The sequence below is a fragment of the Streptomyces sp. NPDC021080 genome, assembly GCF_044333225.1.
Taxonomy (GTDB): Bacteria; Actinomycetota; Actinomycetes; order Streptomycetales; family Streptomycetaceae; genus Streptomyces.
The window spans coordinates 80561-93424 of the sequence record NZ_JBIRQM010000020.1; the positions used below are offsets into that span (position 1 = coordinate 80561).

The window sequence follows — 12864 nt, forward strand, 5'->3', positions numbered from 1 at the left end:
TGCGTGACGATGTCATCGCGAGAGACTCCCATTACACGTCCACCGTCCGCAGAATCTTGACCGTCGCTCCGGACTGGGTGGTCAGCGAGACCGCGACCTTGAGCGTGTCGTACTTGATCTCGGTCGTGACCGAGGTAATCGACTTCACGACGTCCTGGAAGCTGTACCGGGACCGCGAGCCCGACAGCGAGTCGGCCGCGATGCTCGCCTGCTGACCGGCGACGTACTGCTGCAGCACACGGATCACCTCGGACCGCACGAGCATCTGCAGCTCGGCCGTCAGCGGCTCACCGATGTACGAGCTGAGCACCGACCCGTACTCGGGGTGGTACGGGTCGTGGCCGTACGGCTCCGCCAGCGCGAGCGCCAGGTCCTGCCGCAGCCGCGCCGCCCCCGTCAGGAACCGGTATCCGCCGTCACCAGGGGCCAGGTCGCCGCCCACGAGCGCCAAAGTCTTCACCCGCCACCTCCTCGCCCCTTGAGAGGCGCAGTGACGGGCCGAGACATGACCAGATGCATCGGAGAGGCCTGATCTTGCGGCAGGATGTACCGCACACCACAGCCCGCCAGGGAAGGAAACTCGTGAGAACTTCCACGCTGCCCCGGCAGCAAATGAAGAAGCTCCTCGCATCACAGAATGAGATCAAGGCCTGGGTCAAGGACAACGGCTGTCTCGTCATCGGCGTCGGCATGCTCAAGGGCGGCACCGGCAAGACGACGATGACCATCTTCTTCGCCCTCTACCTGGCGGTGATCCTCGGCCTCAAGGTCCTGGTCATCGACACGGACAACAACAGCCAGAGCATCGACAACTGGTACAAGGTCCGCGAGGCCCGAGTCGATGACGAGGGGAACCCGGAGCCGGAGAAGGTCCCGTTCGACCTGGTCACCTACGACTGCAAGACCAAGGCCGAGGACGATCCCGACCTTGACGACGTCATCGACAGCTTCCGTGACACCTACGACGTCATCCTCGTGGACTCCGGCGGCGCCGGAAAGGAGGAGTACTGGGAGCTGTGCAAGTCCGCGCACATGGTCTTCCTCCCGTTCGCTCCGTCCGGCTACGAGTGGAACCGCATTGCGCCGACAGCCAAGACCGCTGCGCGTGGAGGCAAGGCCAACGAGGCTCGTCTGAAGGTCTTCGTGTGCATGGTGAAGTGCACCCGCAGGAACACGCTGGCCGCTGACGCCCGGCCCGTGGTCGAGGCCATCATGGCCGCAAAGATCGACGGCGACATCCGCGAGAAGATCGACATCGGCTTCGTGGGCGAGGAGTTCGAGATCAGCGACGCCCCGGAATATCCGCGCTCCTGGGATGAGACCCCAAGGCGCACCGACCTTGAAGAGGCGGGCCACCTGTTCCGCCACGGCATGAAGGCAGTGATCAGCTGATGCCCCGCGTAGAGGCTCCCGCCACCAAGAAGACGGCCCCGAAGCTGACCACGCGCGAGAGGCGTGTTCAGCAGGCCACCGCAGGCGTGACGGCCAGTGAAGTAGCACCCGCCCGCCGAGGGGAGCCTGACGACGCGCTCACCGAGGCCGCCACGGCCGCCGCGAGCGCCCCGGCCGAGGTCGAGGTTCCACACCAGGCGGACGAGGCCGTCCACGTGCCCGCGTTGGAGGCCATCACGAAGGCCTCCGAGGAGGAGAACCCCTTCGAGTTCATCCGGCCCTCGCCGGACGCCGACCCCCTGGAGCAGATCGGCGCCGCCCGGCGCGGCATCGCGCGGGCCAACAGGGGGCTAGAGAACGGTCTGGGACAACTGCAGCAGGGGTACATCGGATCGGCCGGTGAGTACCTGTGGTGGGTCACTCAGGGCACCCGGCTCAGGGACGCGGGGTTCAAGTCCGTCGCGAAGTTCGGTGAGCCGCTCGGGCTCTCCGCGCAGGACATCTACCGCCTCCGCCGTGCGGTCCCCATCTACAGGATTCTCGGAGACATGCTCGATGGTGCGCTGAACGAGCGCACCATCCGCGAGCTGTACTCCACGATCGTGGACGAGAAGGGCGAGATCCCGGTCACGCCGGACGGTGAGCCGGACGTCTCCCCGGCCCGCCAGCAGCTCCTCCGGGAGCAGTTCGCCGAGATGAAGCGGATGGGCAAGGTCACCTCGGCCGGAGCCGTCGCAGCCCGCAGGGTCCTCATGCTGGGCAAGGACACCGAGATCATCGAGATCGAGACCGGCTCGGAGACGGGCCCGAGCGTCGTGGACCAGCTCTCCAAGGCCCGGCGCACGAACCGCATCCTGCCCCTGGAGGTACTCAGGGACGCGAAGGAGAAGGACCCCGAGGCCGTGAAGCAGTACGTCGATGAGCTGAGGCGGGCCTGGGAGGCTGCGGCCGAGATCGCCGGATAGCCCAAAACTGAGACCCATGGGTCTCAGTCTGGGACCGAAAAAAGTGAGACCCATGGGTCTCACTTTTTTCATGTCACCCGGGCCTTCAGGCCGGTCAGGTCGATCCAGCTCGGAGTGAACGTCGCGGACACGCGGATGGTGATGTCCCCGTTCGGGAACAGGCCGCCCCGGATGAAGCCGTTGGTGCCCGGCAGGTTGCTGGCCAGGACCGCGTTGCCCTTGTAGCGGGCGGGGAGCGTGACAGGGATCGATCCGATGACAAGGTCGGACCCCACGGCCGGGACAGTACCTCCGCTGATGATGCCGGACAGCTCGATCCACCCGTCGCTCAGCCGGGCCCGGGGTGGCGGGTCCCCGGCGGTCGCGGAGGCGACCCAGCCGTTCGACAGGGTGAGGGGCAGCCACTCCCCGCCGGTCAGGTCCGGCTGCGTGCTCTGCAGCAGCGCGGTGAGGTGCCAGTCCCCGAAGTCGCGGTCGACCAGCCACCTCTGGCCGACCTTCGGGGCGATCCCCGTGCGGACTATGGTCAGCCGGATCTCGACGTACTGCCCCTCGGTGTCGATCCCGAGCGCCAGCCCCTTCGCGAGATTCACCTCCCGCAAGGTCACCTGCTTCAGCGACCAGGCGAGCCCGTACGTCGAGGCGCTGCGCATCAGTTGCCACCTGCCATCGGGAGTCCGAGCAGCTTCTTGTCGCCGGTCAGGCGGGCCGGGGCCGCGATGTTGACCGACGTGTTGAAGTAGCCGTCCTTGCCCAGCTTGAAGGAGTGCGTCACGGTCGTGACGTAGGCCTGGAAGTTGAACGCCGGGATCTGGATGAGCATGCCGGGGTACAGCTCCGGCATGAACGTCAGCGGCACCGACGCCTGGTACTGGTACGCGAACTGCCGCATGAAGAGGAAGATGGCGCTGAAGAGCTGCGCCTTCGGCCCGACGAGGCCCGGGAGCTGCTGGTAGTCCGGCCGGGCACCGAACCGCTTCTTGATCTTGTCCGCGTACGCCTTGGCCTGCTTCTCCGTCATATCCATGCCGAAGAGCGCCTTCCACACGCCGGGGAAGTCCACCGAGACCACGCCGGTCGTGAAGATGGCCGACTGGGCCACGTAATCCTGGGTGATCGCCGTGACCGTGCCGGTGGCCGGGTCGAAGGTGTTGTTCGACCCCTTCGGGCTCGTCACCACGAACTGGTGCGTGACCATGTAATCGTCCGACCAGGACACCTCGAAGTCCTGGACCTCGATCGGCTCGATGACCATCTTCGCGGCGGCGCCCCACATGCCGTAGTAGTCCGGGTACCAGGCGATCAGGTCCCCGTTCGGCGCGCTGGAGAAGCTCCGCATCGTCGAGTTGAAGATGTTCTTCAGGTACGGCAGCAGCGGCTGGTCGTTCAGCAGCGCGCGCGGGCCCGCCAGCATCTGCGCCATGGCGTAGTTCGGGTCGTTGTCGGCCGTCGAGATCGGCACCCAGGCGTTGTCGCCGAACATCTTGTCGAAGGGATCGTCCGGGTTGTAGCCCGGCGCGTCCGCGCCCGTGACCAGCTCGACGACCGGCTCCGTGGAGGAGGCCGCGCCCTCGATCCCGCTCGTGCCGTCGAAGATGACGCTGCCCGCGCCGGTCGTGTACGCGACCCGGGGCAGGAAGCCGCCGTAGTCCCAGTACGAGGCGGAGGCGGGCTCGTTGACGCCGACGTCGTGCGGCTTGGCGCCGTGCCGGTGCGCGCCGACCGTGTTCTGGCCGTCGCCCAGGGACATCTCGACGTGGTAGATGCCGCCGGGCGAGCCGCCCTTGAAGAGGAGCGCCCCGGGCGTCTTGAGGGCCTTCTCGACCGACACCGACTTGCAGAAGGAGTACTGGGGCGCGGCGGTGCGCGGCAGGCCGTAGAGGCTGCCCATCGACCGCAGGTACATCGCCTGGACGAAGCTGGAGCAGTCCAGGCCGGGCGGCGGGTTCGCCGTCAGGACGTCCATCTGCGTCCCGCCGTACTGCTGCGTGTACGGGATGTTCGGGTACTTCTGGCAGAAGTTCACGGCGTCCTGGGCCAGCGTGAGGCCGGAGATGGTGCCCTGCGGCTTCGACTTCAGGTCGTCCGTGCTCTTGTCGCCGGTCTTGCCCTTCTCCAGGTCGCGGACCATCTCCGTGGCGGGCTTCTCGTGCGCCGCGTACGCGCGCGGCAGGCCGGAGCGCTGGACGGCCTGGCAGGCCTCCCACAGCTCCATGGTGTTGCGGTTCTTCACCTTGAAGAGGGCCTCGAAGAACTTCCCGGCCGCGTACTCCGGGTTCAGGATCTCCTCTCTGGTGCCCCAGCCCTGCGACGGCCGCTGCTGGAACAGGCCGAGGGAGTCCCGGTCGCCCTTGTCCAGGTTGACCAGGCCGGACTCCTGCATCGCCGTCATGATCGCAATGACGCAGTCCCGGCTGCTGCCGCCCTTCTGCTTGCCGACCGAGTAGATCGTCGCGCCGTTCTTCTTCTGCTCGCTGCTGTTGAAGCCGCCGTACTTGCCCGTGAGCGAGGAGGCGTCGGCGCCGCCCACGCCGACCGAGGCCGTACCCAGCGAGTCGAGGAGAGTCCGCGCGATCTTGTCGGCGTCGTCGAGTTCGGCGTTGATCTGCTTCGCCAGTGTCTCGACGACCTTGAACCAGCCGTCGGGGATCCGCGCGATGTGGGCCTTCGACGCAGGCCAGCCGACGACCTTCTTCAGGATCGTCAGGACCACGTTGGTCATGCCGCCGTCCGAGACTCCGGACTCCTTGCCCGCGTCCGTCAGCGCCTGCCTGACCATCGTCTGCGAGGCCTCGGCGTGGGAGTCCCAGTACCAGTACTGGAGGCGCTTGAGTGAGCACGAGGACGTCACCTGGACCACCCGGGGCCACGCGGTCACCAGCGGCACCTTGTTCAGGTAGCCGGTGTAGACCTGCACCCACTTCAGCCGCTTCATCTGCACGGCGATCCGGTCGTTCGGCGACAGCACGCCGTCGTACTTGCGCCGCACGTTCTGCAGCGAGAAACGGAACGAGCTGACCCCGTCCGAGCGCCGGACCATTTCGCCGTCGACGACATCGTCAGAGACGTCGATGATGCCGTGGTTCTCGGTCGCGATGTAGACCTTGATCCCTGGAGCAATGACCAGGCTCGGCAAGACGACCACCTCCGCCCCTTGGGGCGAATGGCGGACACCGAGACACGAGCACCGCTACGGTGGGCGAGCACCCTTTCGTCGGTGTCGGCCTTACATCCGGGCTGAGCGGCCCGCCCGTGCCGAAGATCTTAGGGCGGGCCGTTTTCTTGGCCCTGGCCCGTCGGCCGCCTACTCTGAGACCACGAGCCGCGCAAAACCCCTACGAGGGCGGCAGGCAGCTGCCGTGGGTGGCTGCAAGTGGCGCCAGGAGTCCCGGGGCAGACCGGGGGCCTGGCGCTGCGCCATTCATCCCCCGTAGTCGTCCCGGTTGACCATGTCGGACGAGGGAGAGCTGCCGGAGTCGTGCGGGGCCGGTACGGGCTCCTGCCCGGAGTCGGAGCCGCCGTCCGAGCCGTCGATGATGTTGTTGTAGTTGCCGGACGGCACCGCGTTCCCGCCGAGCTGGGTGCCCATGGGCCAGAAGTACTTCAGGTCCGGGTCCTGGGCCGCCACGAACTTGCTCGTCGTCCAGCTGTCGGTGTCCTGGGGCTCGCCCGTCGTCTCGAAGACGATCGTCGGCGTCCACAGCATCCCGCCGATCACGTCGCCCCACTCGAAGCCCGTCAGCGGCACGCCGTTGCGGTCGAAGTTCCGCGCGGGCACCAGGACACGCATGTCGGGGAACTTCTTGCCGACGGCCAGCCCCGGGTTCATGACGTGGTCGGCGTAGCCCTGGAGCCAGTCCGAGAACGCCTTGCGCTCACCGAAGCCCTTCAGCAGCACCCGGATGTAGAACCGGGAGGGGGCCACCCGGTGCGGGTAGTAGGCGCGCGCGTTCCGGGCGCTCGACTCGTCGGCGATCATCGTCAGGCCGTGGCCGATGGCGTCGACCCTGACGGTGAAGGACCGGACGTTCTTGCCGACCGGGTAGAACAGGACGCAGTTCAGCCCCTTGCGGGTGTCAGTCACAGGTGCTCCCGGTCATCGGCCGGGTCCGGGACCGGGCGGATCTGCTCGCTGGCCGGGTCGAACGGGGCGAACGACGGCCGGGACAGCCGCGCGTGGTCGGCGGCCGACAGGTCGTGGAAGAGGCCGTTCTCGGTCATGACGAAGCCGCCCATGGGGACGGTGTTGCCGAGCTTCGCCGGGAGCGGCTGCGGCATCGAGACGGGGACGTCGGCCCCCCACTGATCAGCCATCGTTCTTGTCCTCGTCCTTCTGGCCCTTGTCGCTGTCCTTCGTGCTGGAGTCGGCGTCGGACAGACCGCCGTTGTACTGGCTCTGCCTCCAGCCGATGCCCTCGCTGATCCGCTCGATGTACGAGGAGATGGCCTTGGCCTGCGCGGCGTCGATCTCGTTCTTCGACGACCCGGCCGAGACGAGGCTGGCCGACCCGGACTGCACGATGAACAGGGTCAGCCGGTAGCCGTGGCTGTACTTGCCGGTGCGGTGCTCGATGCTGGCGTCGCCGTCGATGTCCTCGACGCTCTTGAGGTAGACCTGCCACCGCCAGTCCCGCAGCGGGTAGTTGAAGATCGCGGGCGCGTGCATCTTCCCGGTCTCGCCCGCGTCGCTGGACTGCTGGAGCATGATCTTCCTGCACTGGGCCAGGAACGCCTCGTGCATGCGCCAGCTCACACCGGCGTGGTCCGGCAGGTCGTCGGGCGACGGCCCGGCGGACCGGTCCTCGCCGAGGTAGCCGATGACGGTCAGGTCCCGCAGGGTCGAGCCGGTGATCTGCACGACCCGGCCGCCGACGGTGTGGGTGACGCTGCTGTGGATGTCGAAGCCCCAGCTGATGCTGCTGGGGTTGATCCGGAAGAAGAGCTGCGGGCCGCCGTCGAAGCCCAGGGACGCGAGGGCCACGGTCTACTCCTGGTAGCTCGGGTTGGAGGCGAACGGGCTCAGCGGCGGCGTGGAGGTCGCCGAGGATCCGGCCACCCCCGTGGAGTCCATGACCGCCAGGAGGCGCCGGGCGTCCGGCGTCAGCGTGAGCTGGAAGTTCTGCCGGGCCCTGTGCTCCTTGGCGTTGCCGCCCTTCTCCCACTTCGAGAACGACTCCCCGGACGTGTCGGCCTTCTTGGCCTCCTTGGAGAAGTCCCGCAGCGGGTCGACGCCGCCTCGGCCCAGGACGTCGGCGACGGACTTGCCCGCCTGGTCGCCCTCGACGATGACGGCCTTGCCGGACGCCAGCTCGTTGCGGTGGTTCTTGATCGCGTCGGCCAGCGACACCACCCGCTTGCCGCCCTTGGTCGTGACCTCGACCTTCGTCTTGTCGTCGCCGTGGATCTTGTTCAGCAGGCTGGTGATCACCGGGTCTTCCTGGAGCTTGCCGTGACCCTTCTCGCGCATCCAGTCGTAGTAGACGTCCCACGCCTTGGAGTTGCTGCTGCCGAACCCGAGGAAGCCGCCGTGCTGCTCCTGGTCCGGGGTGTCGACGGTGGTCTTCCCGCCCCGGACCGAGTTGTTCTTGCTGGTGGTCTTCTGGTCTGCCTTGGCGGTGGCCAGGGCTCCCTTGCCGTTGTACTGCTGCACGAGCCAGGTGGCGGCCTTGACCGGGTCCTGGGCCAGGTTCGAGTACCCCGACAGCGACCCCACGACGGCCGACAGGGCGTAGGGGTCGTTGGGGTAGAACTGCTGGAGCATCTCCTGGGCGACCTGGGTGGCCTGCTCCTCGTCGAGCTTGCCCCCGAAGGCCTTGACCCGCGCCTTGATCCAGTCCTCGACACCCGGCTTGAGCGCGGCCTTCGCGGCGGCCCGGTCCACGACCTGGTCGGCGCCTGCCTTCGTCTGCTGGCCCCCGGTGAGGTACTGCGAGACGGAGATGCCGCTCATGGACGCGGCCATGTAGGCGTGCGTCTGCGACAGACGGCCCGAGGCGTCGACGTCCTGGAACGACCGGCCGTAGGAGTTCTTGAGGTCCTGCTCCTGGCGCGCGGCCTCCGTGGACGCCGACCCGTACCCGCTCTTGATCGCCGTGTCCATGAGCTGGGTGAACTCCGCGCGCGCCGACTGGGCGTTGATCCCGGCCTTGCCCGCGCTGTCGCTCACCGCGTTCAGGGCGTCGTTGAGGTCGTTGAGGCTGCCCAGCGCGTTCTTGCTGTTGACCTGCAGCGTCTGAAGGGACTCGTCCACCGTGGCGCCGCGCCGGGTCTTGCCGTGGTAGATGAAGTTCAGCGCGTCCTGGCGGCCGATGCCGCCCTCGACCTTGGAGTTGTAGCCCAGCTTCGTGACGCCCTTGAACGCCTTGCGCGCCTCGTCCGAGGAGAGCACCCCGAACGTCGTCCAGCGGTACGCCTCCTCGTGGGCGCGCTCGGCGAACCCGTCGAAGTTCGAGCCGCCCTCGATGGACTGGTAGTACGCGTTCTTGTCACGCTGCGAGCGGACCTCGGCCGGGATCTGCGTGGCCGCAGCGACAGCCGCGCCCGCGACCGCGCCCCAGGGGCCACCCAGGTACGCGCCGAGCGTGGGCGCGCTCTGACGGGCCCAGGATCCGAAGCCCGTCGACGCACCGCCGTTGCCGCCGCCCACCCCGCCGGACTGCTGCGGGGCCACCAGCGGGCCCGGGTACAGGCCCGGGTAGGGGCCGTTGTAGCCGCCGCTGCCGCCCATGCCCATGTGGCCGGGCATGCCCCACATCATGTACGGGTTGAAGGGCATCTGGCCCGGGCCCGGCTGCTGAGGCGTCGCCGGAACCGTCGGCGGCGTCGGCCCGGGGGGAGCCGACGTCGTCCGGCCGGTGCCCCGGTTCGGCTGGTTGAGTACGACCTGGCTCAGGAACGACGCGGCCGTCTGGTTCAGCCACTGGGCCGTCGGCACGGTCGGCGCCGGTACCTGACCGCCCAGGAGCGCGGCAGGATCGAGGATCTGCTGGCGCGCCTGCGTCAGGTACTGCCGGGCGCTGGAGGGCAGGTTGTTGAGCGTCTGGTTCTGGTGCAGCATCGCCTGGAGCTGCATCGTCAGCCGCGCCAGCGCGCCTGTCAGGCTCTGCGGGCTGTTGCCGTTCGGCGGAGGCGTCGTCATTACTGCCACTCCCGGTCGAAGTCCACGTCCGGCAGACCCGGCCCGTCCGGCCCCTCTTCATCGCTCTCGCCCTGCACCATGACCCGCGTGCTGTCGAGCTGCTCCTGGAGCAGGCTCCAGTCGTCGGGCGACGCGCTCTCGGCCCAGTCCACGGCCGAGTAGTCCAGGTCGCGGTCGTCGTCCTCGGCCGGGTCGAAGTCGTCGTAGTTCTCCGGCTCCGGCTCGGGCCTGTCGAAGACGTCCTCAACGGGCACTCCGGCCGCCACGAGGGCGATCCGCAGCTGCTCGTTGCGCTGCTCGGTCTTCGCGTCGTTCTCCGCCCAGCCGTCCAGCAGCACCAGCAGCTCAAGCCCGAAGCTCTGCACCCCGGACAGATGCTGGCGCTGGAAAACGCCCCGGCGGTCGGCCAGCCTGAGCTGTCGCTCTAGCCAGGGGTCGAGGCCGTCGGGGCGAAGGCTTTTCCCATGGCACCCACCACCTGCTGAGCCGTGTCCTCCAGCTTCAGGTACCGCTGGAAAACCTCATTGATCGTGTACTGGTACCAGTTCGCCTTGACGTAGGCGAAGCGCATCTGCGCCCACTCGGCGAGCTTGGCGTCCTCCGCGATCGGCGTGGGCAGCTCCTCGCCGTCCACGGAGACCACGGACAGCGCGACCAGCGCCGTGGCGTACGCCAGCTGCTCCCCGCCGCCGGTGCCGACGTACGGCTTGATCACCTGGGCGATGGCCAGCTGCTCGTCGACCCCCAGCGTGCGGATCACGAAGTCGTGGCCCAGCCAGGAGAACTGGTCGGTCAGCGAGCCGAGGTAGAGCAGGCCCTTGAAGGGCTCCTCGTGGCGCCGGTCGAAGGACGGCAGAGCCGTGCCGTCCTCCGCCTTCAGCGTCGAATCCTCCGGCGTGGCGGCCTTGCGACCCGGCCGGTCGGCGGGGTCGTAGGTGCCGTAGGTGTCGGTCACGTGTTTCTCCTGGTCAGCGCAGTCGGGTGGAGTGGGTGTAGGCGCAGACCACCGGCTTGGCGACGTCCAGGCCGCCGACCGTCAGGGTGTCGCCGTCGGCGATGTCGACGATCGTGACGTTGTGGTAGATCTTGCCGCGCCACTTGGACGGGTTGGACTCCGTGCCCGGGGGCTTGATCAGCGTCTGCGCCGTGACGTAGTTCGCCGTCCTCGACAACCTGTCGAAGATCTCGACGATGTTGTTCGTCCCGGCCATGCCCGCCATCTGCTCCCAGTGGGCCTGGTCCCACAGCTCCTGGATCGTGAGCTGCAAGGTCCCGCCCGCCAGCACGCGCGACGTCGCGATCTCGGTAGGCGTCCGGCTGCCCATGGGGTGGATGAAGCTGTACGCCTGCCCCTTGTCGGACCAGGCCCGCTGTCCCGAGTCCTCGACGCTGATCAGGTACGCGATCGGCTTGCCCGAGAACACGAAGGACGAGTAGCCGGATCCTGTGACCCTTGCCTTGCCTGACGGCACGTCAGATCACCTCCAGTCTTCTGGCGGCGATTCCTGCCGCTCCTCACCCCTTGAGCAGTCGGCACGGAGGTAGACAGCAGAGGACCCCGGGGCCCTCACCCCGGGGTCCTCTCGAAAGCGCGGCAGACGGCCCGTCAGCGCCCGCCGCGCCGGGTCTACACGGCCGCCGTGCTGTTCTGCTCCTGCGCCGTCGTGTCGCCGGTCGTCAGGTCCACAGAGAATTTCACCGTGATGTAGTTCATCGGGATCGGAGGCTTGTAGCTGAACGTCGCCTCGATGATCGAGGGGTCCGCCGACTGCTGGCGCACCAGGACGTTCGCGTACGAGACGACGATCCCGTCGCCCACCGCCTGCTCCAGCAGGCCCAGCAGCGCGGACTTCACGTTCGTGGTCATCTCGGCCGTGATCGGCTCACCGATCAGCCCCGAGTTCTCCATGCCCGTCTGGACCATCTGCAGGAGGGTGTCGCCGATGCGCGTCAGCGAGATCTCCTGGGTCAGGACCGACGTCATCTGCGTCGACAGACCGTGCCGGACGATCAGCTGGTTCGCCTGGTTGATCTCGGCGACACAGACACCCGACTTCGACAGGTTGTTCCGGAACGACTTCGTCATCGCCTGCGCCACCGTGGCGGGCAGGCCCGTGAACGAGGTCAGCGACTGCCGCGTCAGGCCCCGGGCGACCGGGTTCCGCGCGATCCGCCCGGCCATGGCGGCGGCCAGGTAGAACCCGTCGACCTCCGTGGAGGCGTTCACCCCGGAGTTGAAGGTCAGGATCCGGTTCGGGTACGCCAGCACCAGACGCCGGGACGACTGCTGGATCGCCAGCGCGTCGTGCCCGGAGGTGTTGTCGTAGGTCGCAGGAGCGCCCGTGAACGCGATCCGGCCGTAGCCGTCGGCCGCTGCCGACTCGCAGTGGTTCTTCACGTCCGCCAGCAGGTTCGCCAGGTTCGTGGCCGAGCCGGTGTCGTACGTACCGTCCACGAACAGCGGCACCAGGATCTGCGCCCGGTAGTCGACCTCGACCTTCGCGTACGCGGCCGACAGCTGCGTACGGAAGTCCCCGGCCGCCGGGTTCGTCGGCACGCACAGCACGTCGGCCGCGCCGTTCTCCAGCGCGATTTTCGCGGCCAGAGTCAGCGCGGAGGCGACCTGGGAGTCCGTCGGGCTGGCCGGGGCCACCGACACCAGCGGCGGCCCGTACATGGCCACGATCTTGTCGTAGTCCTCGTGCAGCGTGGGCTCGTAGTACGAGGCCGAGGTGAAGCCGTACGTGATGCGGACCTGCTGGCCCTCGATCAGACCGTGCGGAGAGGGGTCCGTCGGCTCCTCGGTCGCGGACAGGCGCTTGATCTTCGTGACGGCCGTCGAGGCGCCGCCGCTACCGGCCACCACCTCGAACGTGTAGTCGTCGCCGTAGGTCATGGTGACACCGGCCAGCGTCTTCACGACCGGTGCGGCGATGGCCGGAGGCCCGGCGACCGCCGTGGCGTAGACGCCCTTCTGGGACAGGGCCGTCCCCGAGGCCGAGTAGACCGCCAGGACCTCGGAAAACGTCTCGTACCCCAGAGCCGGGCCGAAGATGGTCACGGTAGAGGTCGACACCGAGCGAGGAGTGACCGCCGGTGTCGATTCGTCGCTGACGTAGACGCCGGGCGGCGTATACGTCGCAGAAGAGATATCGGGCATGCCACCCACCAGTCGCTTCGGTCAGCTGTCACCCCTTGGGGCGAAGCGGATGCGACGGACAGGAACCGCTGCTACTTTTGGCGAGTGCTGGCCTACGTGCCACCGGCGAGGTGCTTGGCGGCCCTCGCCCAGAGAAGCCCCCCGGCCTCATGAACCGGGGGGCTTCTCCCACGCCTGGGGCCTACACGGCGGGCCATTCCAGCGGCACG

13 protein-coding genes are annotated in these 12864 nt (G+C 68.0%); 2 read left to right on the forward strand and 11 right to left on the reverse strand.

The window, feature by feature from the left end; genetic code table 11:
• Positions 1 to 31: 31 nt before the first annotated feature.
• Positions 32 to 460 (reverse strand): hypothetical protein, encoded by a 429-nt coding sequence (locus tag ACH4S8_RS37590; protein WP_398402425.1) that lies wholly within the window; start codon positions 458 to 460, stop codon positions 32 to 34.
• Positions 461 to 582: 122 nt separating this feature from the next.
• Between ACH4S8_RS37590 and ACH4S8_RS37595 the strand changes: the two genes are divergently transcribed.
• Both ACH4S8_RS37595 and ACH4S8_RS37600 read left to right on the forward strand, forming a co-directional pair.
• On the forward strand, positions 583 to 1392 hold the full coding sequence (locus ACH4S8_RS37595) for a ParA family protein (RefSeq protein ID WP_398402427.1): 810 nt from the start codon (positions 583 to 585) through the stop codon (positions 1390 to 1392).
• Entirely contained in the window at positions 1392 to 2357 is a 966-nt protein-coding gene (locus ACH4S8_RS37600; protein ID WP_398402429.1) for a hypothetical protein, read from the forward strand. Before ACH4S8_RS37595 ends, ACH4S8_RS37600 begins: the two co-directional genes overlap by 1 nt.
• 68 nt (positions 2358 to 2425) lie before the next feature.
• Here the strand turns inward: ACH4S8_RS37600 and ACH4S8_RS37605 are convergent, their stop codons facing one another.
• The 10 genes from ACH4S8_RS37605 to ACH4S8_RS37650 all read right to left on the reverse strand — a co-directional run bounded on the left by ACH4S8_RS37605 (position 2426) and on the right by ACH4S8_RS37650 (position 12571).
• Positions 2426 to 3010 (reverse strand): hypothetical protein, encoded by a 585-nt coding sequence (locus ACH4S8_RS37605; RefSeq protein ID WP_398402431.1) that lies wholly within the window; start codon positions 3008 to 3010, stop codon positions 2426 to 2428.
• Positions 3010 to 5493, reverse strand: a complete 2484-nt coding sequence (locus ACH4S8_RS37610) for a C40 family peptidase (RefSeq protein WP_398402433.1) — start codon at positions 5491 to 5493, stop codon at positions 3010 to 3012. The genes ACH4S8_RS37605 and ACH4S8_RS37610 overlap by 1 nt, the downstream gene beginning before the upstream one ends.
• Before the next feature lie 285 nt (positions 5494 to 5778).
• Positions 5779 to 6441: a hypothetical protein gene (locus ACH4S8_RS37615; protein WP_398402435.1), complete on the reverse strand. Its 663-nt coding sequence runs from the start codon at positions 6439 to 6441 to the stop codon at positions 5779 to 5781.
• Positions 6438 to 6671 carry a hypothetical protein gene (locus tag ACH4S8_RS37620; RefSeq protein WP_398402437.1) on the reverse strand — a complete coding sequence of 78 codons (234 nt, stop codon included), beginning with the start codon at positions 6669 to 6671 and terminating at the stop codon, positions 6438 to 6440. Before ACH4S8_RS37620 ends, ACH4S8_RS37615 begins: the two co-directional genes overlap by 4 nt.
• Positions 6664 to 7338 (reverse strand): hypothetical protein, encoded by a 675-nt coding sequence (locus tag ACH4S8_RS37625; RefSeq protein ID WP_398402439.1) that lies wholly within the window; start codon positions 7336 to 7338, stop codon positions 6664 to 6666. The genes ACH4S8_RS37620 and ACH4S8_RS37625 overlap by 8 nt, the downstream gene beginning before the upstream one ends.
• A 3-nt stretch (positions 7339 to 7341) precedes the next feature.
• Positions 7342 to 9495, reverse strand: a complete 2154-nt coding sequence (locus tag ACH4S8_RS37630) for a hypothetical protein (protein ID WP_398402441.1) — start codon at positions 9493 to 9495, stop codon at positions 7342 to 7344.
• On the reverse strand, positions 9495 to 9860 hold the full coding sequence (locus ACH4S8_RS37635) for a hypothetical protein (RefSeq protein WP_398402443.1): 366 nt from the start codon (positions 9858 to 9860) through the stop codon (positions 9495 to 9497). Before ACH4S8_RS37635 ends, ACH4S8_RS37630 begins: the two co-directional genes overlap by 1 nt.
• 59 nt (positions 9861 to 9919) lie before the next feature.
• Positions 9920 to 10450: a hypothetical protein gene (locus ACH4S8_RS37640; RefSeq protein WP_398402445.1), complete on the reverse strand. Its 531-nt coding sequence runs from the start codon at positions 10448 to 10450 to the stop codon at positions 9920 to 9922.
• A gap of 13 nt (positions 10451 to 10463) precedes the next feature.
• The gene (locus ACH4S8_RS37645; protein ID WP_398402447.1) at positions 10464 to 10967 is read right to left on the reverse strand and encodes a hypothetical protein; all 504 of its coding nucleotides are present in this window, start codon (positions 10965 to 10967) and stop codon (positions 10464 to 10466) included.
• Positions 10968 to 11122: 155 nt separating this feature from the next.
• Positions 11123 to 12571, reverse strand: coding sequence for a hypothetical protein (locus tag ACH4S8_RS37650; protein WP_398402449.1), 1449 nt, complete (start codon positions 12569 to 12571; stop codon positions 11123 to 11125).
• Positions 12572 to 12864: the final 293 nt, after the last annotated feature.

What these genes read in the sequence shown, in the direction of transcription:
- ACH4S8_RS37600 (WP_398402429.1), top strand. Translation starts at nt 1,392, where the DNA reads ATGCCCCGCGTAGAGGCTCCCGCCACCAAGAAGACGGCCCCGAAGCTG.
- ACH4S8_RS37605 (WP_398402431.1), bottom strand. Translation starts at nt 3,010, where the DNA reads ATGCGCAGCGCCTCGACGTACGGGCTCGCCTGGTCGCTGAAGCAGGTG.
- ACH4S8_RS37620 (WP_398402437.1), bottom strand. Translation starts at nt 6,671, where the DNA reads ATGGCTGATCAGTGGGGGGCCGACGTCCCCGTCTCGATGCCGCAGCCG.
- ACH4S8_RS37630 (WP_398402441.1), bottom strand. Translation starts at nt 9,495, where the DNA reads ATGACGACGCCTCCGCCGAACGGCAACAGCCCGCAGAGCCTGACAGGC.